The 23,106-nt window shown below is 54.0% G+C and carries 20 protein-coding genes; 11 read left to right on the top strand and 9 right to left on the bottom strand.

Annotated elements, in window-relative coordinates; genetic code table 11:
- The first annotated feature begins 256 nt into the window (after nucleotides 1-256).
- Nucleotides 257-1,123 (top strand): glutathione-dependent disulfide-bond oxidoreductase, encoded by an 867-nt coding sequence (yghU, locus tag IE076_RS18135; RefSeq protein WP_189438196.1) that lies wholly within the window; start codon nucleotides 257-259, stop codon nucleotides 1,121-1,123.
- A gap of 126 nt (nucleotides 1,124-1,249) precedes the next feature.
- On the opposite strand, the gene IE076_RS18130 is transcribed toward yghU, so the two are convergent.
- Nucleotides 1,250-1,597: a hypothetical protein gene (locus IE076_RS18130; protein ID WP_189438195.1), complete on the bottom strand. Its 348-nt coding sequence runs from the start codon at nucleotides 1,595-1,597 to the stop codon at nucleotides 1,250-1,252.
- Between the two features lie 267 nt (nucleotides 1,598-1,864).
- On the opposite strand from IE076_RS18130, the gene IE076_RS18125 reads away from it, so the two are divergent.
- On the top strand, nucleotides 1,865-3,400 hold the full coding sequence (locus IE076_RS18125; protein ID WP_189438194.1) for a YjjI family glycine radical enzyme: 1,536 nt from the start codon (nucleotides 1,865-1,867) through the stop codon (nucleotides 3,398-3,400).
- Nucleotides 3,372-4,238, top strand: coding sequence for a YjjW family glycine radical enzyme activase (locus IE076_RS18120; RefSeq protein WP_189438193.1), 867 nt, complete (start codon nucleotides 3,372-3,374; stop codon nucleotides 4,236-4,238). Before IE076_RS18125 ends, IE076_RS18120 begins: the two co-directional genes overlap by 29 nt.
- A gap of 96 nt (nucleotides 4,239-4,334) precedes the next feature.
- On the opposite strand, the gene IE076_RS18115 is transcribed toward IE076_RS18120, so the two are convergent.
- The 6 genes from IE076_RS18115 to IE076_RS18090 form a co-directional block, all read right to left on the bottom strand.
- A complete protein-coding gene (locus tag IE076_RS18115; RefSeq protein WP_209009229.1) occupies nucleotides 4,335-5,186 on the bottom strand; it encodes an ABC transporter permease in 852 nt (283 codons plus the stop codon).
- A complete protein-coding gene (locus tag IE076_RS18110) occupies nucleotides 5,186-6,106 on the bottom strand; it encodes an ABC transporter permease (protein ID WP_209009228.1) in 921 nt (306 codons plus the stop codon). Before IE076_RS18110 ends, IE076_RS18115 begins: the two co-directional genes overlap by 1 nt.
- A gap of 56 nt (nucleotides 6,107-6,162) precedes the next feature.
- Nucleotides 6,163-7,530, bottom strand: a complete 1,368-nt coding sequence (locus IE076_RS18105) for an ABC transporter substrate-binding protein (RefSeq protein ID WP_189438191.1) — start codon at nucleotides 7,528-7,530, stop codon at nucleotides 6,163-6,165.
- Between the two features lie 26 nt (nucleotides 7,531-7,556).
- Nucleotides 7,557-8,603, bottom strand: a complete 1,047-nt coding sequence (locus tag IE076_RS18100) for an ABC transporter ATP-binding protein (RefSeq protein ID WP_189438190.1) — start codon at nucleotides 8,601-8,603, stop codon at nucleotides 7,557-7,559.
- Nucleotides 8,604-8,976: 373 nt separating this feature from the next.
- Entirely contained in the window at nucleotides 8,977-9,876 is a 900-nt protein-coding gene (locus IE076_RS18095) for a hypothetical protein (protein ID WP_189438189.1), read from the bottom strand.
- Between the two features lie 200 nt (nucleotides 9,877-10,076).
- A complete protein-coding gene (locus IE076_RS18090) occupies nucleotides 10,077-10,556 on the bottom strand; it encodes a lysozyme inhibitor LprI family protein (RefSeq protein ID WP_189438188.1) in 480 nt (159 codons plus the stop codon).
- A gap of 284 nt (nucleotides 10,557-10,840) precedes the next feature.
- On the opposite strand from IE076_RS18090, the gene IE076_RS18085 reads away from it, so the two are divergent.
- A complete protein-coding gene (locus tag IE076_RS18085) occupies nucleotides 10,841-13,147 on the top strand; it encodes a nitric-oxide reductase large subunit (protein WP_189438187.1) in 2,307 nt (768 codons plus the stop codon).
- Between the two features lie 81 nt (nucleotides 13,148-13,228).
- Here IE076_RS18085 and IE076_RS18080 read toward each other — a convergent pair whose 3' ends face one another.
- Complete coding sequence (locus IE076_RS18080; protein ID WP_189438186.1) at nucleotides 13,229-14,077, bottom strand: helix-turn-helix domain-containing protein; 849 nt, start codon at nucleotides 14,075-14,077, stop codon at nucleotides 13,229-13,231.
- Between the two features lie 125 nt (nucleotides 14,078-14,202).
- Between IE076_RS18080 and IE076_RS18075 the strand changes: the two genes are divergently transcribed.
- Nucleotides 14,203-14,439, top strand: coding sequence for a DUF2061 domain-containing protein (locus IE076_RS18075; protein ID WP_189438185.1), 237 nt, complete (start codon nucleotides 14,203-14,205; stop codon nucleotides 14,437-14,439).
- 12 nt (nucleotides 14,440-14,451) lie between these two features.
- Here IE076_RS18075 and IE076_RS18070 read toward each other — a convergent pair whose 3' ends face one another.
- On the bottom strand, nucleotides 14,452-14,865 hold the full coding sequence (locus IE076_RS18070; RefSeq protein ID WP_189438184.1) for an NUDIX hydrolase: 414 nt from the start codon (nucleotides 14,863-14,865) through the stop codon (nucleotides 14,452-14,454).
- Between the two features lie 271 nt (nucleotides 14,866-15,136).
- On the opposite strand from IE076_RS18070, the gene IE076_RS18065 reads away from it, so the two are divergent.
- The 6 genes from IE076_RS18065 (at nucleotide 15,137) to IE076_RS18040 (ending at nucleotide 22,507) form a co-directional block, all read left to right on the top strand.
- A complete protein-coding gene (locus IE076_RS18065) occupies nucleotides 15,137-16,180 on the top strand; it encodes an NAD-dependent epimerase/dehydratase family protein (protein WP_189438183.1) in 1,044 nt (347 codons plus the stop codon).
- A 426-nt stretch (nucleotides 16,181-16,606) separates the two neighbouring features.
- Nucleotides 16,607-18,109, top strand: a complete 1,503-nt coding sequence (locus IE076_RS18060) for an NCS1 family transporter (protein WP_209009227.1) — start codon at nucleotides 16,607-16,609, stop codon at nucleotides 18,107-18,109.
- 111 nt (nucleotides 18,110-18,220) lie between these two features.
- On the top strand, nucleotides 18,221-18,751 hold the full coding sequence (locus tag IE076_RS18055) for a GNAT family N-acetyltransferase (RefSeq protein ID WP_189438182.1): 531 nt from the start codon (nucleotides 18,221-18,223) through the stop codon (nucleotides 18,749-18,751).
- A 487-nt stretch (nucleotides 18,752-19,238) separates the two neighbouring features.
- Nucleotides 19,239-20,360 carry a type III polyketide synthase gene (locus tag IE076_RS18050; RefSeq protein WP_189438181.1) on the top strand — a complete coding sequence of 374 codons (1,122 nt, stop codon included), beginning with the start codon at nucleotides 19,239-19,241 and terminating at the stop codon, nucleotides 20,358-20,360.
- The gene (locus tag IE076_RS18045) at nucleotides 20,353-20,853 is read left to right on the top strand and encodes an isoprenylcysteine carboxyl methyltransferase family protein (protein WP_189438180.1); all 501 of its coding nucleotides are present in this window, start codon (nucleotides 20,353-20,355) and stop codon (nucleotides 20,851-20,853) included. The genes IE076_RS18050 and IE076_RS18045 overlap by 8 nt, the downstream gene beginning before the upstream one ends.
- 136 nt (nucleotides 20,854-20,989) lie before the next feature.
- Complete coding sequence (locus IE076_RS18040) at nucleotides 20,990-22,507, top strand: aldehyde dehydrogenase (NADP(+)) (RefSeq protein ID WP_189438179.1); 1,518 nt, start codon at nucleotides 20,990-20,992, stop codon at nucleotides 22,505-22,507.
- The last annotated feature ends 599 nt before the right edge of the window (nucleotides 22,508-23,106 follow it).

The raw sequence follows: 23,106 nt of genomic DNA, 5'->3' as shown, positions 1-23,106 counted from the left end.
AATGCAAAAAATGAATCTCAAAGTTTAGTATATGCAGCGAACAATATTCCGGTTGGTGTTTTGAGAAAAGCAATTTTTAGTTAGGCACACAACCGGTTTAGGTGCTGGACAATACGCTCGGAAGTTACGTCCAATACCTTGTTTTTGATGGGATACTTGACTTTAATGGGGTGCCACCCATTTGTTGAGTAGAAGAGTGCAGTATAAATAACTGCCCGTACCCATTTGCATACAATATTTACGGAGCCACAATTTCATGAGTGACAGCCAAGAATATACCCCACCAAAGGTTTGGAAGTGGGACCAGGAAAGCGGCGGCCGGTTTGCAAACATCAACCGTCCGATTGCGGGCCCAACCCATGACAAGGACCTGCCGGTTGGCAAGCACCCACTCCAGCTTTATTCGCTGGCGACACCTAATGGTGTGAAAGTCACCATCATGCTGGAAGAGCTGCTGGCTGCTGGCTTTACCGAGGCAGAGTATGACGCATGGCTGATCAAGATCGGCGACGGCGACCAGTTCTCGAGCGGATTTGTTGAGGCCAACCCAAACTCCAAGATCCCGGCGCTGATTGATCACAGCACCAAAACACCGACCCGTGTCTTTGAATCCGGGTCTATTCTGGTTTATCTGGCAGAAAAGTTCGGCGCGTTCCTGCCAAAAGACCCAGCAGCGAGAACAGAAACGCTCAACTGGCTATTCTGGCAGATGGGGTCAGCTCCTTATCTGGGCGGTGGTTTCGGCCACTTCTATGCGTATGCGCCAGAAAAATATGAATACCCGATCAATCGCTTTTCCATGGAAGTGAAGCGCCAGCTGGACGTGCTGGACCGCAATCTGGCCGAGCGCCGCTTTATGGCTGGTGATGAGTACACCATTGCTGATATGGCGATTTTCCCATGGTACGGCGGTCTGGTGCTGGGTTACCTTTATGATGCCGCCGAATTCCTTGAAGTAGACGACTATAAAAACGTCAAGCGTTGGGCAGAGGAAATCGCAGAGCGTCCTGCGGTTAAACGCGGCAAGCGCGTGAACCGTACATGGGGTGAGGAAAGCCAGCAGGTACCGGAACGCCACGATGCGAGCGATCTGGACACAACGAAAGCTTCCGAAAACGCATAGTTTCTGCGTTGGGCGTCAAAAAATACAAAACCCGGCTTCATTAGAGCCGGGTTTTTTCTATTTGAGCTCACAACTCCTGACCGTTCCCAGGTGACAGCCATTTCCTCGCGTCCGTAAGCCGGACACCTAAAACATTGTACCAAGCACCAGCGGTATGGTCGGTATCGCGGTGAAGAAGGAAACAGACGCCAGGAATATCAACGAGATGACATTCAGAACCACAAGAACGATCCCCATGCCGAGCTCACGCCCCTTGAAGGACCTGATCAGGTACAGGTTATAGAGATTCATTAGAAGAAAGACTGCGATAGACAGCACCGAAAAGTCGGGGCTGCTCTGAATTGGCAGTGCAATCAGGATATTTCTCACAAGACCAATCAGGTAGTCATAGGCCCAGGGGATGAGAATATTGTTGATCGCAAGCAGATGATATTTATTGCGAAAATCTACTGTAACAGCGTCTTTTAGTTGCATCTTCTCTCACCAATGACGTTTTTTTTATCGCTCACCCGCCGGATTCAATCACCATTTTGTTAAGAAAGCGGTGGTGTGTATCATACAACTACACCCCCTGAAGAGAGAGACTGCACAGTACCGGCACCCATCAAATGGCTCTGCGAAGCTCCGCGCCAATGTGCCTGTGCATCGCAGCAATTTTCAAAGCCAAAATTGCGATAGTTCAAATCCTCAAGTCTTGCGCAGGTTTAAGATTGCCTCTTAAGAGCAAGAAGGATTTGACCCATGATGGAGCTGACGAAACGGTTTAAGGGCATTGCTGAAGACCCTGGCCTCTCCTTTGCGCAAAAGGCGCGGTACCTCTCGCTGGAAGCAGAAAACTCTCTGCCTTATCCTGAGCTTGATGAAGAAACCGCCAAGGCGCTGGAAGAGCGCGTTATCTGCGACATGTACGAGGGCCATGCGCCTTTCAAACCGCGCTATGTGATGCCTGATTATTCCATTGTTCTGGAAAAGGGCAGCACCTACCTTGAGCTGGATCCTGCCACAACGCTGGATGAAGCGATCAACTCCCTGACGATTGCCTACCATCACGTACCGTCGGTCACCAACATGCCGGTGTTTATCGGACGCCTTGATGATCTGTTACTGCCCTACTGTGACGATGTCAGCGACGAAGACCTTTACAAAAAGCTCGAGCTTTTCTGGCGGTATCTGGACCGCGTTCTGCCGGATGCGTTCATGCATGCCAACGTGGGGCCAACCGATAATCGTGTTGCCCGCACAATCATGCGCATTGACGCCGAGCTGAAGCAGATCGCGCCGAACGTGACATTTATCTGGGACCCTGAAGTCAGCTCTGACGAAATTTTCAGTCAGGCCTGCCAAAGCATCATCGAATGTTCAAAGCCACACATTGCCAACAACCCGCTCAATCAGCCCCTGTTTGATGAGTACGGCTACGGTATCGCCAGCTGCTATAACGTGCTGCCTCTATGCGGCGGTGCCTCCACGCTGACCCGCATCAACCTGCGTGAAGTGGCGCGCCGGTCCAAAGACACGGCAGATTTCTTTGAAAACACGTTGCCAAAGTACATCGACCTCAACTTCCGTCTCACCGAAGCGCGCATCGATCATCTCTTCAATAAGTCTGGCTTCTTTGAAAGCTTCCTCGTGAAAGAAGGCTGGATCCGAAAAGACCGCTTTGCCGCCATGTATGGCATCTTCGCCATGGCGCAGTGCGTTGATGAATTGCAGGCAAAAGAAGGCCGCACCGGCAAGTACGGGCATGACGAGACCGCCAATAAGCTTGGCCACCGCATTTCCAAGGCTCTTTATGATGCTGTTGAAGCCCGTCCGATTGAAAACGTCTGGCGCGGCAAAGCCATGCTACATTCCCAGGCGGGCCTTAGCGATGATGATGGCTGCACACCGGGCGTTCGTATTCCATACGGCAGCGAGCCGGATCCGGTAAGTCATGTTCAGGCGCTGGCAGAACACCACGCGTTCTATCCATCCGGTGTGTCGGAAATCCTGACACTCGACGAAACCGTCGAGAACAACCTGGCAGCACTGAAGCAGCTGGTGAAGGGCGCATTCTCGCAGGGCTTCCGAGAGTTTTCCGCAAATATCTCCAACAATGATCTGGTGCGTATCACGGGCTACATGGTGCGGCTGTCAGACATTGCCAAGTTCAAAGAGTGTGGTGGGTCGCGTACCAACACCACGGTGTTGGGTGCTGAAGCTGCCGACAAGGGGAAGATACTGGAGCGTGCTCCAAGAGTGATGAGCCATGAACTTGCCCCTCGCTACAGTCAGTAAGGTTCTGAAGTTTTCCTGCGTGGACGGGCCGGGTAGCCGGCTTGTCCTGTTTTTGCAAGGATGCAACTTTGCCTGCCCAAGTTGCCACAATCCGCACACCATGAAGCTGTGTAATGATTGCGGTGACTGCCTGCCTGTCTGTTCAACCGGCGCGCTAACCATAGTGCAAGGCAAGGTGCTGTACGATCCCAGCATTTGCGAGCACTGCGACAAGTGTCTGGACATCTGCCCCATCAACGCCAACCCCAAGGTAACGCAGTACAGCGTTGATAATGTGCTGGCGCTGCTCGACCAGAACAAACCGTTCCTCAATGGCATTACGGTCTCTGGTGGCGAAGCAACCATGCAGCTCAAGTTCATCATCGCCCTGTTCACGGCGATCAAAGCGAATGACAAGCTGAAGGACTTGACGTGCTTCATCGACAGCAACGGCTATCTCCCCGAAGCAGCATGGAAGACTGTTCTGCCGGTGACCGATGGCGTGATGCTGGACATCAAAGCCTTTGAAGGGGACCTACACAGCCAGCTCACCACACGCAGCAACGAGCGGGTTCTCTCCTCTGCCAGACTACTGTTTGAGGCAGGCAAGCTGCACGAGCTGCGCTATCTGCTTATTCCGGAACGAACTGATACCGCCAAGGAAATTGCAGAACTCTCTAGGTTCGTCGGAGCTCTGGACAGCAACTTGCCGCTACGCCTCAACGCCTTCCAGCACCACGGCGTGCAAGGCGAGGCCCGCAACTGGCCCACAATGAAACAGCCAGATGTGGAACGCATTGCACAGGACTTGCGGGCAGCGGGCTTGAGCAACGTGGTGACACCTGCGGTCTATATCTAGGCACCAACCGCTGCCCTGCCAACGGGCAGTTGCACTAAACCAACCCAACGCATCGCCCCTTCATCAGGGCGGTGCGTTGGTTCGTTGCGTTTGGGCTTACTCAGCAAGTGGGTAGTTGCGGATAAAGCGATCTGTGAAGATGAGCAGAATGACGCCGGGGACGGAGGCGATCAGGGCGATGCCTGCTCCTGTGGCATCCAGAGCCCCACCAGAGATCTTGGCAAACAGCAGCGTTGGCAGCGTGACGATGTGACCTTGTCCGATGAAGAAGGTCAGCAGGAACAGGTTGGTGGACACCAGAAAGGTGAACAGGCAACCGGCAATCACACCGGGCAGGATCATGGGCAATGTCACGCGGAAGAAAATCTGCCGCCTGTTGGCACCCAGCACGCGGGCGTGGTCTTCCGCGTCTGTGCCGTGGCCCTGATACACGGAAGTCAGCGTACGCGCCATATAGGGGATCGTCGGGATCAGGTGTACGATAATGACACCCACATAGGTGCCCGCCAAATCCAGTGCGATGAAGATCATCAGCAAGGCGATGCCAATTGCAGCTTCCGGCAAGAGCAGCGGCAGGGCGATCAGGAACTCAAGCTGGTTCTTGCCGCGAAAGGTGCGCTGCCCCAGCACACGGGCCGCAGGCAGGCAGATCACCAGACACAGGAGCGTCACCGTTATGCCGATGCCCAGTGTGTTGATGGTTGCTTCAACAACACGAGAGCTTGGCGAGAAGACATAGTCCCATGCAAGCGGAAACGGCGAGCGCTGACGCTGTTCAAACCACCAGACCGTTGGCAGGATGTTCGGCCATGCCCATCGAAACGCCAGTGACTGGATGATCAGCGGTGCAAAGGGGGCGATGGTAAAGACCGCCATGGCAAGCACAAGCAGGCGCTGCCATGGGTTGATCGCCTTGATATCACGAAGTTTGGAAGCCGTTCCGATCATCACACACGCCCCCTCGCCCGTTCAAATCTGCGGTAGCCCTGTAAGTAGGCGGCGAGGAAGAGGCCGGAAACCAATGCCAGTGAAACGACCACGGCCATGCCCTGCAGCTGGAAGGCATAGTTCGCATCCTGAAAATAGCGCCATGCCAGCACAGGCAATGTATCGGGATAGCCGCCGCCAAGGATGAGCGGAGCCTCAAACGCACCGATGTTGAAAGCAAAGCAGATCAGCGAGGCGGAAACGATGCCCGGCATAATTTGTGGAAGTGTGACGCGCCAGAAGATCTGCCGGGAACTGGCCCCCAGCACCATGGCCGCTTCCACTGTATCGTCCCCTGTGCGGGCGAGCACGGCAGACAAATTCAGTGTCATGAACGGCACCTGCTTCCACACGTAAACGAGGATAATCCCACAGCCCCCATGGGTCTTGAGGATCTGCACAAACTGCGAGGGGTCATCGATCAGGCCAAGCCCTGCGGACATGCGGGACAGCAGCCCCCCGTTGCCAAGCATCACAAGCGCCAGTGCAATGCCAACGGTATACGGCACCATTAACGGCAGCCGGATGAGCGCACTGAACAGGCGTGAGGCTTTGAACCTCTTGGAAAGAGCAATGCTCAACGGCACCGAGATCACAAGCCCGATCAAGGTCGCCGCAAAGGCATAATAGAGCGTCAGCCCCAAGGAGAACCAGAAATCGGAGGAGAGCCAGAGCCGTTCAAAGTAACGGGTGGTTGGAAACTCGTTGATGCCGAACCACGGCGCATAGCCAAAACTTTGCAGGAGGCCTAGCACCAAGGCGCCACCAAACAGGCCCAGCAGAACCACAAGCAGCGGTGTCATTTCCACCACATCGCGCAGGTTTTGCATGAACGCGGGAGAGGCAGTTCTCATCATCTTGGCCGGAAGTGCCTTTGGCATCATGTTTTCATTTCACAATTGGAGCGGATGGCAGCACGCCGCCATCCGAAAGATTATCAGTTGTTCAATTCGCCGGAAACCTGGGCCACAATATCGGCCAATGGCTTGTCTTCCTTGCGTTCAATAACCGCCAACCAGGTTGCCTCAATCACATCAACAAGGCTTGCGTTGGTGTCCGGTGCAATGTTGGCGTCCAGTTCCTGCTGCGTAACGCCGTAATGTGGAGGCGCCGCGGCAGCTATCTCCGCAGCATCTTCATCGTTCAAGCGCCACAAATCCAGACCAACCGGCATACCGGCGGCCTGCAGCTTGGAGGCCTGCGCACCAACGGAGGAGAAGTAGTTGATGGCAACAAGGGCCGCAGCCGGATGCGGGCTGTTAAGCGGAACAGTAAGGTAGTTCTTGTTCTTGATCATGTTGCCAACCGGGAAGATCATCTCTTCCGCCTGCTCCGGATATGTCCCGGTGATCAGACCGTTGTGATTGGCAAACACGCCGAACTTGCAATCGAAGTGCACCTCGGAATTGAGGAACAGGTTATCCAGCTCATCAGAGTTTTCCGGATAGCGCGGACTGCCGTTGGCGCCCCCCAGCAGGAGCGGTTCAAGGCTCTTTAAGTACTCCATACCCGGCTCCATCAAGCGCGCCAGCTCTGCGCCGCCCAGCTCCTCAAAGCTCTTCTGGTAAGGCGCCGCGCCGGTTCCGTCCGGATTGTGCGCATAAAGCACGGATTGCACGAAGGTGTTGCCGAGGTAATGCGGCGGCTTCACATAGGTGAACTTGCCCGGATTAGCCTCAAGATAGGCCTTGAGCTGCGCAAACGTTGCAGGTGTTTGATCTACTGGAACATGGGCACGGTTGACGGAACAGACATACTGCTCTCCAGACCACGGCATTTCCTGCAAGCCGGTTTCAACACCGAAATCACGCAGGTTGAGAAGAGACCGAGGATCGCTCTCGTCCCATTCAAAATTCACCGAGTTTGGCAGACGGTCGGCAAAAGCGCCCCACAGTGCATTTTGCTGCTTGAGGGAAAAGAAATTCTCTCCGTTCACCCAGACCAGATCCACACTGCCTTCTTCCTCGCCGCGGCCAGCGGCCAGTTCGGCAATCACCACATCCACGGTGTCTTTGGTGGATGTAATGCGCACAGGATTCAGCGTCACACCTTCCGCCGCCAATGCAGGTGTTGCCACCTGATCAATCCAAAGGTTGATGATATCCGAGCCACCCCAGTAGTAGAAGTTGACGGTGCCCTCCGCACGGGCTTTCGCAGTCACCTCTGGCCATCCCATATTGCCCTGCAAAAACTCACTGCGGAACATGCCCGGAGCGTCCTCTGCCTGCACCGCACCGCTCCAGCTGACAACAGCGAGCGTGCTTGCAAGCAACATCTGCTTGGCGCGTGATTTTGTCTTTTTCATAGATTGCCCCCAACCGGCTTGGCTGCTTATTGCAGCAACCAGATTTGCTCAGGCGGAAGGGTCAGTGAGACCGCCTCGCCTGTTTTTCTTTTGAACGAAGACGCTTCCTCGACGGTTAGAAATCCCTCTCCCACCTGAAGCGTGTAGCGCATCATTGCGCCAAGAAACTCTGCTCGCGTGATCGTGCCGGAAACAACATTACTTTGCGACTGATCAACGCTCTCAACAATCCGGATACTCTCATAGCGCACCATGGCCTTTCTCGGCAGTTTCAAGCCACGGTTTGACCCTGCTCCAAGCTTGAGCGGGCCAAATAGACTTTCCACATAGCCATCAGACACAGGTGTACAATCAAAGATGTTGGAATGCCCCATGAAGCGGGCTGTCCGCTCATCGGCGGGCTGCTGATAAATCTCATCGGGAGCAGCGAGCTGGGCGACCCTGCCATCAAACATCACCGCAATCCTGTCCGCCAGATCCATGGCCTCGATCTGATCATGGGTGACGAGCAGCGTGGTCATGCCATATTCCTCATGCAAATCACGGATGAACTGGCGCATCTCCGCCCGCAGCAGCGTATCAAGGCTCGCCATGGGCTCGTCCAGTAGTAGCACTTTTGGCCGTGTTACGAGCGTGCGGGCAATGGCCACCCGTTGCATCTGCCCGCCCGACAGTTGCGCCGGAAAACGTCCGGCAAAGTCCGTAAGACGCACAATCTCCAGCATCTCGCCAACGTGCCGCTTCTGTTCACTCTCCGCCATACCGCCTACAGACAGCCCAAAGGCGACGTTCTGCTCAACCGTCATATGCGGGAACAAACCGAAGCGCTGGGAAACAAGGCCAACTTTTCGTTTCTGGACAGGCAGATTGGTCACCTCCTGTCCATTGAACCAAATGGACCCGGATGTCGGTTGCTCCAGCCCGCAGACCATGCGCAGACTGGTGGTTTTGCCACAGCCAGATGGCCCCAGCAGCACCAGAAACTCACCACACGCCACATCAACATTGATGGCATCGACCGCCGGTGTCCCGGAGAACACTTTCGAGAGGTTTTTAAGTTGAACCTGCGTCACACGGCGCCTCTACACTCATCTTGATCGGGACGTTCTCGTCCATCTGTCATTATTATTGCTTTCAAGCTGCAGCGAAACCTGCGCAAAAGCGCAAGGCCACCCGATAAATCGGAGAGGACCAATTTCTCCCGTCAGTTGAGTGGTTTGCACACTATTCCAGCACGCTGCTAACGGTACAGTAAAACCGACGTGAGGTCGGCGTTATGATGACCGAACGGCACTATATCAGCAGCCGGATCGCTCCCAAAGCTGTTCTTTTTACACTACCGCCGCGCAATCAAGTTCAGGCTCGGCAAATTACACCTTCACCTAACCCGTTACGATTACAGATATTTTTAAAAAACAATCAGAAAAATAACGCAATAAAGGCTAATCAGGCATCCGTTTTAGCAAAGGCAAACCAGAACTGTTCTGTCACGGGTTTAGACTGTGAATAGATTTTCCGGAATGGTGTCGGGAAGTTTGCTTTGGCAAAAGCCACGTCTCCTTCGCGAAAATGTTTGCGATAAATCACCTCAATATCCTTGGAGAGGACCATGGCCTGCTCGCCTTGCTTGCAGTAGTCCAGCGCACTTTTCAGCAGAACAGTGCGAAGGCCCTGATCTTCAATGGCAGAGAGCTGCGGAATGACGGAAAGACCGAGCTCGTTAAGCCCAGAATTTGCCCGGTAGCAGAGATCCTCCGGCTCAAGCAGGTTCTTCTCATAGAACTTGTTGATGCAAGCAACAAACTCCTCCGGGTACTTTTCCATCGCTTCCTGAGGCAAATAGGTAACGGGTAGTTTATCCAGCTGATCCTCCAAAGTTTGCCAGGAAAAGGCGGGTGTCACCGCATTGTTTGCAAACTCATGGAAGGTTTTGGGAGTGTCCTGCCACGCAAGGCTATCCAGAAAGTACGAGACTAAAAAGTCGGTGCGATTGCGCACGGTGACCAGTGTCTTGACCTCAATACCGCGCCTTTGCAGTTCCCGGACAAGCTGAACATACCGCTCCACATTGGGATAAAACTGCCTATGCACAAAAGCCTTTCCCAAGAGCCTTTCGTGAGAAAGGCGGCAGGTCTCAGTATCAGGCTTGAAGAGTGCTTCCTGAAACAGATCCGCCAGCTCCCCTGCTTCTGGCTTAACACTGTGATCTTCGTAGAGTTGCAAAAACCGGCTTGCTTTGAACTGCGTAGGATCATCAAACAAATCCGGATGTTTGGCGTAAAGCTGCTTTTGCAGGGCAGTTGTACCGGCTTCATGCGCACCGATATGGATCAGAACCTTCTTCATCAGCACAGACCTCAAGGCGTCTCCCCCCAAAACGCATTCGGTGCTTTTAGGGTTGGATGACGCGATAGATATTCAAACGAGCATCCGTGCAGACTAACCACATTGGCCTGTCCCGCCATTCCTCAATATTGGCCCCTGCAAAAAAGAGGCTTTAATGCTCCTTCTGTACCGGGGGGTATTACAAAGCACCCTTTCCTTGATTATTGGATCTGCGCGTCGCTGAGAAACTGATCAAGCTGCAGGCTGCGGATCGCAGTCTGGCTGGCCATGCACGCAGCCATGATTAGACCCGCGTCGGTGCCATCGAAAAGCAATGCATTAGCTGAACAGGTATCATCCCGAAACGCTATCCAGGCGCGTTGCGCACTCCTGAGGCTTGCTTTCACCTCCGTACTCGCGATCTTCATGATCTGCGTATAAGTCGTATTGAGGCGCTGGTCCCACACCATATACTCCTGAATTGAACAGTAGATCATATGGCTGTCTTGGTTTTGGGTGCCGATGCACTGGTCAATCACTTCACCAAAGCAAGCCATTGCAGGATAGACCAATCCCTGTTCCTCAACACAGCGCGCAACGATCGCGGCCTGTTCGTTGGTTGGTTCTTGAGCGGCCTGCAACGGGGTACCAAGCAAAAGGAAAACAGAAAGAGTGCACGAAAGTCTGGGCACGGAACCCATGTGAACCTCATAAGCAAGTTGTCAGCTTGGTTTATGATGCGCCATCTGCAATTAAATATCCCTAACTCGAACCTGTTGATTCACCTTAGGTAATCCATACGAGTATTTTCGTGAGCTTCAGCAAACCGGCCTTATCAACGCCTCACAGAATTGCCCAACTGCCATGCTTTGCAGACACCCCAAAGCCTCTCTCGTTTCTGACGGAGGCGCACCAAAAAAACCGGCTGATAGTCTGATTTGAAACACACACGGATGTTTTCCCAGAAGATGAGGAGCAACAGGCCATGTTTGATAAAGACTATGATGTAACCTTTTCCCTCAAACGGCTATGGATTCTTCTCAGCGTTGGCATGGTCCTCGCTTTTGGTGTTTTGCTCTTCTTCGGTGTCGAGATTTATCGGCTGAAACCACCAATCCCCGCCATCGTTATCACTGATAATGGTGATGTCATGTACACAAGAGAGGAAATTGAGGAAGGCCAGAATGTCTGGCAGTCCTTAGGTGGCATGCAGCAAGGCAGCATCTGGGGCCATGGTAGCTATGTTGCGCCGGACTGGTCCACCGACTGGCTACACAGAGAGGCACTTGCGCTGGAGGATATTTTCCATCGCGCACAAAACGGCATAGACGCTGCACCACCCAGCAACGAGCAGCGCGCGTTTCTTCAGGTTCTTGTTCAGGAAGAGATGCGCCAGAACCGGTACGATCCAGCTACCGACACCATCACGATTTCACCGGACCGCATGTCCGCCGTCGAGCTGGTCGAGGATCATTTCACCACACTGTTTGCCACCTATGAAGACATCGACGACCAGAATCTTAGAAATGAGTATGCCTTCCCCCCAAACATCCTGATTACTCCGGATCAAGCACGCGCGCTCTCGGCTTTCTTCTTCTGGACATCGTGGGGCTCCGTCACCAACAGGCCAGGTGATACAATCTCCTACACCAGCAACTGGCCCCATGAACCTTTGGTGGGCAACCACGCCACTGGCGCCGCTTTCATCTGGTCCATTATCAGCATTCTTCTACTGCTCGGCTGTGCGGGCGCACTGTGTTTTTACTATGTGCGTCAGTACGATTTATGGCGTGAGCGCATTATTCCGGAGGGTGGTGGTGCTGCCAGCAACCCGCTGGCAAATGTAAAGCTGACTCCGTCAATGCGGGCGACCGCGAAGTATTTCTGGGTGGTTGTGGGCCTGATGATCGCGCAGGTCGCTCTGGGAATTCTCACCGCTCACTATGCCATTGAGGGGCAAGACCTCTACGGCATTCCTTTGGCAGAAATCATCCCCTACTCCGTCTCACGTACATGGCACACCCAATTAGCCGTGTTCTGGATCGCAACTGCATGGCTGGCGACAGGCTTGTTCATGGCGCCCCTGCTTTCGGGAAAGGACCCTGCCTATCAGAAGTTCGGCGTCAACTTCCTCTGGGTCTGCCTCATCATCATCGTGGTGGGTTCCTTTGCCGGGGAGTGGCTCGGGATCAATCAGTTCTTCTCGCGCACCATGAACTTCTGGTTCGGGCATCAAGGCTATGAGTATGTTGATCTGGGCCGTTTCTGGCAGATCTTCCTGTTTATCGGTCTCCTGCTCTGGCTGGTACTGGTGCTGCGTGCACTCTTCCCGGCCCTGAGGGGCGGTCACAACCGCAGCCTTATCGCCTTGACGCTTCTGTCTGCCACCGCCATTGGCTTGCTCTACGGTGCCGGGCTATTTTGGGGTCAGAACACGCATATCAGCGTTATGGAATACTGGCGCTGGTGGGTGGTGCATTTGTGGGTTGAGGGCGTCTTCGAAGTCTTCGCTACTGCGATCATCGCCCTCATATTCGTAAACCTGCAACTGCTGCGCGCTTCGACTGCCGCTGTTGCAGTCATCTTCGCCACGATCATCTTCATGTCCGGCGGTGTGCTGGGCACGTTCCACCATCTGTACTGGAGCGGTACACCCATTGGTGTGCTGGCGCTTGGAGCCGTGTTCTCAGCGCTGGAGGTTGTTCCTCTGCTGGTCATCGGTTTTGAAGCCTATCAGACCCACAAGCTGGAACAGAACACCAAGTGGATTAACCACTACAAATGGCCGCTCACCTTTTTCGCTTCGGTTCTTTTCTGGAACCTTGTTGGCGCCGGACTGCTTGGCTTCTTTATCAACCCGCCACTGGCGCTCTATTACATGCAGGGGCTTAACTCTACGCCAGCCCATGGCCACGCCGCCATGTTCGGCGTTTATGGCCTGTTAGGTGTCGGGCTGATGCTGTTCTGCCTGCGCTCGCTCATTCCAGCTAATCGTTGGAGTGATACATGGTTGCAGCAAGCGTTCTGGGGTCTCAACATCGGACTTGCCATGATGCTCGGTCTCTCACTTATCCCGCAAGGCGTCTATCAGGCATACATCAGCTTCACCGAAAGCTACTGGCACGCCCGCGCACCTGAAACAATCCATGGTCCTGTTATGACATTTCTGGTGTGGGCCCGCGTGCCAGGGGATGTGGTTTTCAGTTGGGGCATTTTCTCGATCGTTATGTTCCTTTACCACGCTTACTTCGGCAAACCAGTGAACGAGCAAGAACAACCCGCAAAGGCATAAACCACCTCATCTGGATCTTGCTCAGCACCTTAGAACTAGGATGCCACGTGTATTCACGGGCATCAGGCGGATGAGGTTTTGTTACCCGCATTGCTCGATGAGCGCCTCCACGTAGTCCGCCAGATCTCTTGCATCCACTGTTGCTTCACGCACAAGCGTATCGAAATGGTCGGTGAGCGAACTGACCCTTTCCGCCTCGCGGAATGCGAGATAGAACTGCCCCACATACACAACCGCCAGATTGGGCCCGTAAATGGTGATAGGCGCACTGAAGACCTTGTGCGCATCAAACAGGAACAACCGCAGGCGCGGGAACATCTGCCGGCAGGTATCCGCGACGAATTGAAGTTGTTCTCTGCGGGTTTCTCTGTCCAGATGCGCATAGTAGCCAATGCCTTGCGCGCAGGCCTCGAATTCGTGGAGCGGAACAGCGATTTCATAGTCGGTTTTGAGGGAGCGCAGCCAATCCAGCTGCGCACGGTTGGACTGCACCACCTCATCGGCATCCAGTCCGCGAAACGAGGCATACTCCCACGCAAGCATGCGATCGGTCTTCAAGATGTCCGGCAGGGTTGCAGGCACATGACGCACCTTCAGGCCCGTCGCTTCCTTGTGCCAATTGAGAATTTGCTCATCAACTGCTGACCTTTCTGCCGGGCTCAGCGCCATCGCCCGCGCGATTATATCCCCCGGTCGCTCAGCCCTGTTCGTCAATCCCAGCAGCCAGTCTGTACTTACGTGAAGCGAGGCTGCCAGATCGGCTAGCAACTGACCATTTGGTAGCCGCGGATTCTCATTGTTGAGCAGTTGGCCAATGGTGGACCTGTCAACACCGGCACTCCGAGCCAGCTGGCTGCGGGTCATATCCGCCAGCGTCATTGCCCCCGACAGCCGCGTTCGAAACAAACTGGCCCTGTCACGCTTGTCCATCAAAGTCACCATTGTAGATTAAAATCAACAAAATGAACTTATTGCAGCTAATATTCTGAATGTCCAATCATCATTTTTTCCGGTAGCAACGAGGTTATAAGCAGTCATTTAACTGGGCATCTCAGATGGATTCAGCACAGCGTATTTTTACGAAATCAGTCACCTGGCAGATCATGGGGCTTCTCTCCATGACTTTGATTGGCTTCGTCTTCACAGGCTCAGTTTCTGTTGGCGGCGGTATCGCTATTGTCAGTTCCACCCTCGGCTTCATCTGCTACTTTTTACATGAGTTGGTCTGGTCCAACATCAAATGGGGCCGCAAGATCAGCGGGCCGGATGCACAACAGGATATTCAAAGCTGACCGCAAGAGTTGTCAGGACAGCGCACCATTTTCCTTCAAGGTATCAAACACATTCCGGTATTGCGGAAAGGCAAGGCCCGGAAGGTTGATTGCGTCGCGGTGGTCCACCCAACGCAGTTCAGTGTGCTCATCACCCAGATTCTCTGTCTCACCAACCCACTGATCTACAGTGAACAGATGGAATACGATTGGCTCCTTCCCTATATCAGCCTGTGTGCTGAATTGGGTGAGTTTGGCAAAGGCCATTGGCTCTACACCAACTTCCTCCCCAAGTTCGCGTTTAAGGGCCTCCTCAAGTGTCTCTCCAGTTTCAACATGCCCACCGGGGAAGCTCCACACACTTGGGAAAGTTCTACGTAATGGCGACCGCAACCCCATGAGGACACGTTGGTTTCGCAGTAGCAGGCCATTTACAATATCGGTCATCTAGCTGAACTCCCTCCCAACCTCTTCACAGAAGCGACCGCCACCGAATCTCAGAGATAAAGCGTCATCATAGCGAAGTGCTTTGTAGGAGAAACAAAGAACAACATGATTGTTCCCACCTGTTCTGCGCTTCTATTCCACCAGCTGAGGACATAGGAACGAAGCTGGCGCAACTGTTAGATCAAATTTGTGCTGACCATAAAACTTGAGGGTGTGACTGGACAACCACAGAGACGTAGATAGCCTGGGCAAACAAACGGGGGAGAGCACTATGCGAGTTTTGGTTGTTGGGGGCACGGGGTTTCTTGGCGGTGCGATAACGGATGCGCTTGCCGAAGCTGGACACGAGGTTTCGGTGCTGATGCGCGGGCACACCAATCGGGCGCTGCCACAGGGCGTGGAAGCCATTGCAGCAGACCGATACGGTGATCTCAATATTTTGCAGGACAGGGAGTTCGACTGGGCTTTTGATACCTGCGCATTTGCACCAGATGCCGTCCGCCACCTGCTTGAAGCGCTTGGAGACAAGCTACAGCGCTATGTGTTTATCTCCTCCATTTCTGCATACAGCACCTTTACAAAGCCAAGGCTCAATGAGCGGGATACTGTTCCAGACGCAACGCAGGAAGATCTTTCACTTGCGCGTGCTCTTGCCCCTAAGGAGCGCAGCATTGCCGACTCTTATAGCGCTTCTTATGGCCCGCTAAAACGCGCCTGCGAACAGACTGCAGAGCAGATGCTTGGCGACAAGGCCACCTCGCTGCGGGTTGGCCTGCTGATTGGAGCGGGTGATTACATGGACAGGCTAACATGGTGGGTTCGGCGGATTGATCAGGCAAAAACCGAGCACCCAACCGTGCCTGCGCCAGCTCCTGCTTCCCGTAAAGTGCAGATGATTGATGTGCGGGATGTAGCAGATTTCGCGCTGGCATGTGCTCAGGAAGCACGCGGCGGCATCTGGAATGTAACCAGTCAGCCGCTCTATCTGGGCGACCTGTTGCAGAAAATTATCGCAGTCACCAAATCACCCGCCCACCTCCGATGGATCGAAGAAGAGCAAATACTGGAGGCGGGCATTCAGCCATGGACGGACCTTCCCGTCATGTTGCCATCCATTGCAGCAGACTACGAGCACTTCATGAATATCGACACATCCCGTGCCGAGACTGCAGGATTAACCTGTCGGCCCTTGCCCGAAACTCTGGGCCCGCTGCTGGAGTGGGATCGCACACGACGAGCCGTACCGCTAAAATGCGGGCTGAGCGCAGGTCAGGAAACCGCTTTGCTTAAGGAAGCCACAGAAGCAGAGCTTTGATGCAGCCCCCTGTTACGCGAAACCAGAGAAAGTGTGTTTGTTTAATAGTGTGCCTCGGACCCCGTTGAGGTTTAGAGGCCCGCCAGAAAAGAAAATTTCGACCAATACTTTGACCAGTTGATCAAAAAATCAGGTCCTGAAGATTTATACGCGAGCAGCAAATATTTTTGCCCTTATATTCCAACTAAATTCTAGTAAAATTTCAGAAACACTACTTGCACAACACATATTTTCCAGCTAAATAGCCAACTTTAGCAGAACAATCTCATCAGGCTGTATTCAGCCTCGCAGTTCATGTAGTGGCGCTACCTGAAAACGGTAGAACTGTCACAACATCTTGCCGCGAGTGCTGTTTTTGCACGCGCATACATTCGACCTGCCAGGATTTACTGTCTCATATTATAGATATACATCAGGATCTAGAACATGGCGCAAACCCAAGTTATGGATGAGACTTCGCGCGGCCAATCCCGCCTTATGGAGCCCGCCATCCTTCCCGTCTGGCTCAATCAACGTGCCATCTCCAACCGGGGTTATATTGGACTTTGGATCTCTATGGCGGTGATCATCGCCACGTTCCAGCTGGGTGCTGGTGGTGTCGCAGGTCTGCCTCTGCCAATCGTGATCGCAACCATCTTTTTCGCCAATCTGCTGCTTGGCATCGTTATGGCGATGACCGCTGACATCGGCACCGAACACGGCATTTCCTTCGCAGTTTACCTGCGCGCGCCTTTCGGCACCGTGGGCACACATATTCCTTCCATCACCCGCGGTATCGTGGCTGCCGTCTGGTTTGGCATTCAGACCTATCTTGGTGCGCTGGCACTGAACGGCATCTTCGCCTACCTCACCGGTTTTGATAACTGGGTGGTGTGGTATGTTGGCTTTGCTGTGCTTCAGGTCGCCAACACCGCCATGGGCATCCGTGCTGTTGAGCGTCTTGCAAAGATCGCAGCTCCGGCCATCATCGCGATTTCTGTCTGGATGTATTTCACCCTCGACGGTCTTGCCACAGCAAGCGGAAAAGACATCTGGTCCTTTGCAGGAACTTCGGAAATCTCCATTATCGCTCTGTTTGTCGCCAACATGGCGTTCTGGTCTTCGCTTGCCGTGGACATTCCAAACATCACCCGCTTCCTGAAAGTCGAAGCTGGCACCAAAAGCTTTTTCAAGCGCAACAAAAACGTATTTCTGGCCCAGTTCATCGCTCTGCCCGTGGTCCAGAGCTGGATCGCACTGATCGGAGCAGTCTCCTTCATCGCAGCTGGTGACTGGAACCCGATCACGGTTATTCAAGGTCAGGGCACTGGCATCACGCTCGTGGTTTTGCTGATCATGGTGGTGCTGGCGCAGTGGTCCACCAACACCAGCGCAAACCTCATTCCGGCAGCGCTGACATTCGTGAACGCCGGTGCACCTTGGATCACCTACGCCATGGGGCTGGTGCTGGCGGCCATCGTCGGCACGCTGGCGATGCCATGGCTGATCCTTGATCACCTCTTCACTTATCTCGGCCTTTACGGCGCCATGCTCGCCTCACTGGGCGGTATCATGATTTGCGATTACTTCGTGATCCGCAAACGCCGCCTGAATGTGCCAGAGCTTTATGAGGAAGAAGGTCAGTTTAAGTACTTCGCAGGCTGCAATCCGGCGGGCCTGATTGCATGGGCTGTGGGCGGCGCACTGGCAATCTACGCCATCGACTTGTCCTACTTCGTCGGCTTTTTCTCCGCCTTTGCTCTCTACTTGGTGCTGATGAAAGCGTGGATCCTGCCGAAGTTCAGCCAGGATGAACTGGTCCATACAGACGATGAGAAATATCTGGCAACCAGCGTCAACCGCAACTGGGTGTTTCTGGAGGGGCAAGGCATGGTGAAAATGGATTGCGCAAGCATTCCAGCCCACGCGCTTACCCGCGAGGACCTTTAGATCATTCAAGACGTGAGACAAGAAAGCCCCTTGCACCTGCCTGTGTGAGGGGTTTTCTCTTTTCGCAATACCCGTTAAAGTTTAGTGACAATTTTAAAGAGTGCATGTTTTATGAATACGTCAAATCAGCTTGCCCTGCCGCCTATTGCCCTTCGTGAGATAAGTGAGGAGGATGCTTTCGACGTTCTCCAGTTTGAAAGCAGTAACAGCACGTTCTTTGAACAATGGGTGCCCGCGCGGAGCCCTGAATATTTTGAGGAAACGTCTCTGCGTCAGGTGATTAGAGACCTGATGGCAGATCCCGACCGTTTTTATCTGGTCCGCTCCCACAGCAACGAACTGGTCGGTCGCATAAACCTGCGCAATCTGGGCAAAGCACCCCACGACACAGCAGAACTCGGCTACAGGGTGGGCGAAAAGCATCAGGGCAAAGGCTACGCCAAAGCATCTGTTCTTGCCATTGTAGAGCAGACGCGGGCCGAGCGGACATTAACCTACTTAGAAGCGTTTGCTGCAGACAATAACCCCGCCTCCTCCAACGTGTTGCTGGCCTGCGGCTTTCAGTGGGACAAGGCTGGCACCAAGACAGTGCAGCACAATAGCAATCCATTAACGTTGCACCACTTTGTTCTGACGCTCTAATCAGCGTCTAATCTCCCGGCGCGCACATAGCATCGGGAGGACGATCAGTCATATTCCCTGACTCAAAGGTAAGGTGTGGTTTACCCTCTTTGCGCTCATTCATACCCTAATGCATCTGATGGTGTATGAAAGGATCATTGAGTTGAGGCGGAGCGCGCGCCCAAATGCGTGGGATTGCAATCCGCTGTCTGAATGGAGACCAAAGGGATTTGGCATGTAAACCGGAGCAAGCGGCTTAATAATCAGCCCCGTTATCATCGGAGGCGATGGGCGCTGAGCTTCCCAATACTACGCTACTCACTTTACCGCGTACCGGCAGAAAACCGCAGATGAAAAGGAGGTCCCAGCCCCTTCTGACATTCCATGACACCCATTCTCACCCCACTAAAGCAACCCCAATAAACGCCGGATTTTCAACGTATTGGACTGGGCCTATAACGTTGATGAAGCACTATTAAACAATATATAAATAGGGTTTGGAGAGCTGATGCCCGTTTACCTGACCGGCCTTGCAACAGCGGTGCCGCCATATGAAAAGCCCCAATCACTTGTTCTGGAAAATGCCCGGCATCTTCTCGGGCCCAAATTTCCTGCATTCGAGCGTATGGCGGGTTCCTTCATGTCATCAGGCGTGGAGAAGCGACATTCCTTGGCGCCACTTGAATGGTATCTGGAACCCCAGAACTGGAAGACCAGAAACGAAATGTACCTGCGTGCCGGAAAAGAATTGTTTATTGAAGCCTCCCGCAAAGCGCTACTTGAAGCAGATTTGCGTGCAGATGAAATTGACTGCGTGGTCACAGTTTCCTCCACCGGGATTGTAACGCCAACACTGGAGGCGCAAGCCTTTCTGGAGATGGGTTTCAGTCAAGATATTATGCGCGTGCCTGTCTTTGGACTAGGCTGCGCCGGTGGCGTTTCCGGCATGGCCATCGCGCAACGCCTGGCACAGGCGAAGCCGGGCAGCAACGTCTTACTGGTCGCGTTGGAAGGGTGTTCTTTATCCTTGCGTGTCGATCAGCTCACCAAAGCTGACATAATCGCCACCGTTCTATTCGGAGACGGTGCAGCAGCAGCCGTTCTTTCCGCCACCAAGCCAAAGGATACAAATTTCGTAATTGAACTGGCACCAGGCCATCAGGAGATGTGGCCGGACACGCTCAACATCATGGGCTGGAAGGTAGAAGAAGACGGGCTCGGCGTCGTGTTTGACCGCTCTATCCCCGATTTTGCGGCAGAACATTTCCGCGATGTGGTGGACCGCACGCTTGATGCGCTATCCATGAACATGGGTGATGTTGACCGCTTTGTTTGCCACCCGGGCGGCACCAAAGTGGCTCAGGCCATTGAGGATGCGCTGGACCTTCAACCCGGAGCACTGGATGCGGAGCGTGAGGTTTTGCGAGATTTTGGCAACATGTCTGCGCCTACTGTGCTGTTTGTGTTGGATCGTGTACTGAAGCGGGGGGCGCAGGGAAACATGATCATGTGTGCGCTGGGACCAGGCTTCACTGCGTCTTTTCAACCTATTGCCGTTGTGGCAAATGAAGCAAGCAATAAACGAAACGCGACGGACCTGCGAAAACGTGAGGGAACGGTCAATGCCTGACGTTTCACTTGCTGCCCTATTATTCCTGGCATTTATTGTTGTCCAACGGCTTTCCGAGTTGGTCATCGCCCGCCGCAACACGCAGCATCTTCTTGCAGAAGGTGCGTATGAGGTGGGCGCATCGCACTACCCGATCATCGTTAGCTTGCATGTGCTGTGGATCGCAGCACTCATCCTCCTGGGCTACAACCAGCCGGTCGCTCTCCCATGGCTGGCGGTCTTTATCGTGCTGCAAGTCTTCCGGCTCTGGATTTTGCTCAGCATGGGCGGTCGCTGGACCACACGCATTATCGTGGCGAAGACACCACTGGTGACCAAAGGGCCATTTTCATTTGTACGCCATCCCAATTACTTGCTGGTGGCGTTGGAAATCTTTACTGCGCCCATGGTGCTCGGTCTGCTTCCGGTGGCCCTCCTCTTCACTGTTCTCAATGGTGCTGTCCTGACGTTGCGAATTCGTGTGGAAGATGAAGCTCTTAAGAAGCTCCGCTAGAGAAAACCTTTGCACAATACGAAGTTATCCGCTTGAATATGACGGACTATAGTGATATATCACTGTTACATCATAATTGCGGGGCGCACATCAACGCCACTGCACCTGCCGGAAACCTTCATCTGCCGAGGAAATAATGCTAACAGGCCGCCATCTCATCGCCGGAGAGTGGGTTGATAATGCCCAGAAATTCGTGTCATCCCCGTTCACGGGCCATGCTAAAACCTATTCTTGTGGCACAGCCGACCTGATTGACCGCGCCGTGCAGGCGGCGGAAGACGCCTTCATGAGCTTCGGTTGGACCACTGAGGCTGAACGCGCCAAGTTGTTGCGTACCATTGCAGACGAGATCGACGCACGCGGTGCTGAAATCACTGAGATCGGCTGCGCGGAATCAGGCCTGCCGGAAATGCGCCTCAACGGCGAGCGCGGTCGCACCGTTGGCCAGCTGCGCCTGTTTGCCGACTACATAGAAAAAGGCGAGTATCTTGAACTCACTCACGACGCGGCCATGCCAGACCGGGCGCCCCTGCCCCGCCCCGACCTGCGTTTGAGCCAACGTCCGATTGGACCGGTTGCAGTGTTCGGCGCCTCCAACTTTCCACTTGCATTCTCAACTGCGGGCGGCGACACCGCCTCTGCGTTGGCCGCGGGTTGTCCGGTCGTGGTAAAAGGCCACGAAGCACATCCGGGCACAGCGGAGATCGTAGCTCAAGCCATTGATGCTGCAATCAAGTCCTGCGGCATGCATCAGGGCGTCTTCTCACTGGTGCAAGGTGGTAGCCATGAGGTTGGCACTGCACTTGTTCAACACCCGCTGATTAAAGCTGTTGGCTTCACCGGTTCCCTTGCGGGTGGTCGTGCGCTGTTTGAACTATGCACCTCGCGCCCAGAGCCAATTCCGTTCTTTGGTGAGCTTGGCTCGATCAATCCAAACTTCATCTTCCCGAACGCTCTGGCAAATCGCAGCGAAGCGATTGCGGCAGGTTGGGCAAGCTCGCTGTGCATGGGCGCAGGCCAATTCTGCACCAAACCCGGTATCGTTCTACTGGTTGAAGGGCCGGATGCGGACACCTTCATCGCCACCGCAAAAGATGCATTGGATAAGACCGACGAACAGCCCATGCTGACCGACGGTATCGCATCTGCCTACCGTTCTGGCACGGCGAAGATCGCCGGAGAGCCGGGCGTTGAAGAGCTTGTGGGCACCACGTCTACAACGCGCAGCGCCAAGCCTTACATGTTTGTGACTGATGGCGACAACTGGCTTGCTAACAAAGAGCTTCAGGAAGAAGTGTTCGGCCCGCTCGGCATCGTCGTCAAGCTGAAGAGCGTTGAGCAGATGCAGGAGGTCGCACGCCACATTGAAGGTCAGCTGACGTGCACCATTCACATTGATGCTGCAGACCACGCAGAAGCGCGCAAACTGATGCCATTCCTGGAGCGCAAGGCTGGCCGCGTGCTGGCAAACGGCTTCGCGACAGGCGTGGAGGTGTGCGGCGCTATGGTGCACGGCGGTCCGTACCCAGCCTCCACCAACTTCGGCGCAACGTCTGTCGGCACCATGGCAATCCGCCGTTTCCTGCGGCCGGTCTCCTATCAGGACATTCCGCTGGAGCTAACACCTGGCTTTAAGGCAGAAGAAATGGCGTAGGCCCGTCTCCCAAGACTGAAACAACAAAGCCCTGGGCGGAAACGCTCAGGGCTTTGTTTATGGCCGCTTCAAAACCGTGCAAGCTGCACCCCGCACAGGGTTCATGCGTTCACCAGCCACCATTGATCAAGTCTTACGGTTGGCGATACCACTTGCTGCGCATGGCAAGCATAGAGGGATAAGGTCCGCCTTAAGGATGACAACCACGACGACAAGCCGCTACTTGTCCTCGTTTTTACGCGCCCAACTCAGCCTGAAAGCGGACCTAAACGGCAAACAATATCCGTTTCGCCACAACCAACCGGGAAGCTCCGATCTCCAAAAAAGTCGAAGCCAATCCTAAATCAAGAGCCACGTCACCTGCGTTCAAGCAGGCGATGGAAGGCGCGCTCCCGTTCTACACGGTGCATGGTACCTTGAAGACAGCCTCATCGGCCAAGCTGCCCGGTTGCTGGCTATCACCCTACTGGCAATGAAGAATGAGCCAATCCGCGGATCATGGGTGCTGTTGTTTGAAGGGTAAGGATTGTTAGCAGGTAAATCACCAAAGGCTCATGGCCTCGCCATTTTCACCTCATAATTTTTAGGGGGTGTATTGC

Origin of the sequence: Pseudovibrio japonicus (assembly GCF_014651595.1) — a bacterium.
Classification (GTDB): domain Bacteria; phylum Pseudomonadota; class Alphaproteobacteria; order Rhizobiales; family Stappiaceae; genus Pseudovibrio; species Pseudovibrio japonicus.
The sequence above is the reverse complement of the archived record's forward strand: the minus strand, read 5'-3'. Positions and strand labels throughout refer to the sequence as shown.

What these genes read in the sequence shown, in the direction of transcription:
- yghU (WP_189438196.1), top strand. Translation starts at nt 257, where the DNA reads ATGAGTGACAGCCAAGAATATACCCCACCAAAGGTTTGGAAGTGGGAC.
- IE076_RS18130 (WP_189438195.1), bottom strand. Translation starts at nt 1,597, where the DNA reads ATGCAACTAAAAGACGCTGTTACAGTAGATTTTCGCAATAAATATCAT.
- IE076_RS18125 (WP_189438194.1), top strand. Translation starts at nt 1,865, where the DNA reads ATGATGGAGCTGACGAAACGGTTTAAGGGCATTGCTGAAGACCCTGGC.
- IE076_RS18120 (WP_189438193.1), top strand. Translation starts at nt 3,372, where the DNA reads ATGAACTTGCCCCTCGCTACAGTCAGTAAGGTTCTGAAGTTTTCCTGC.
- IE076_RS18115 (WP_209009229.1), bottom strand. Translation starts at nt 5,186, where the DNA reads ATGATCGGAACGGCTTCCAAACTTCGTGATATCAAGGCGATCAACCCA.
- IE076_RS18110 (WP_209009228.1), bottom strand. Translation starts at nt 6,106, where the DNA reads ATGCCAAAGGCACTTCCGGCCAAGATGATGAGAACTGCCTCTCCCGCG.
- IE076_RS18105 (WP_189438191.1), bottom strand. Translation starts at nt 7,530, where the DNA reads ATGAAAAAGACAAAATCACGCGCCAAGCAGATGTTGCTTGCAAGCACG.
- IE076_RS18095 (WP_189438189.1), bottom strand. Translation starts at nt 9,876, where the DNA reads ATGAAGAAGGTTCTGATCCATATCGGTGCGCATGAAGCCGGTACAACT.
- IE076_RS18090 (WP_189438188.1), bottom strand. Translation starts at nt 10,556, where the DNA reads ATGGGTTCCGTGCCCAGACTTTCGTGCACTCTTTCTGTTTTCCTTTTG.
- IE076_RS18085 (WP_189438187.1), top strand. Translation starts at nt 10,841, where the DNA reads ATGTTTGATAAAGACTATGATGTAACCTTTTCCCTCAAACGGCTATGG.
- IE076_RS18080 (WP_189438186.1), bottom strand. Translation starts at nt 14,077, where the DNA reads ATGGACAAGCGTGACAGGGCCAGTTTGTTTCGAACGCGGCTGTCGGGG.
- IE076_RS18075 (WP_189438185.1), top strand. Translation starts at nt 14,203, where the DNA reads ATGGATTCAGCACAGCGTATTTTTACGAAATCAGTCACCTGGCAGATC.
- IE076_RS18070 (WP_189438184.1), bottom strand. Translation starts at nt 14,865, where the DNA reads ATGACCGATATTGTAAATGGCCTGCTACTGCGAAACCAACGTGTCCTC.
- IE076_RS18065 (WP_189438183.1), top strand. Translation starts at nt 15,137, where the DNA reads ATGCGAGTTTTGGTTGTTGGGGGCACGGGGTTTCTTGGCGGTGCGATA.
- IE076_RS18060 (WP_209009227.1), top strand. Translation starts at nt 16,607, where the DNA reads ATGGCGCAAACCCAAGTTATGGATGAGACTTCGCGCGGCCAATCCCGC.
- IE076_RS18055 (WP_189438182.1), top strand. Translation starts at nt 18,221, where the DNA reads ATGAATACGTCAAATCAGCTTGCCCTGCCGCCTATTGCCCTTCGTGAG.
- IE076_RS18050 (WP_189438181.1), top strand. Translation starts at nt 19,239, where the DNA reads ATGCCCGTTTACCTGACCGGCCTTGCAACAGCGGTGCCGCCATATGAA.
- IE076_RS18045 (WP_189438180.1), top strand. Translation starts at nt 20,353, where the DNA reads ATGCCTGACGTTTCACTTGCTGCCCTATTATTCCTGGCATTTATTGTT.
- IE076_RS18040 (WP_189438179.1), top strand. Translation starts at nt 20,990, where the DNA reads ATGCTAACAGGCCGCCATCTCATCGCCGGAGAGTGGGTTGATAATGCC.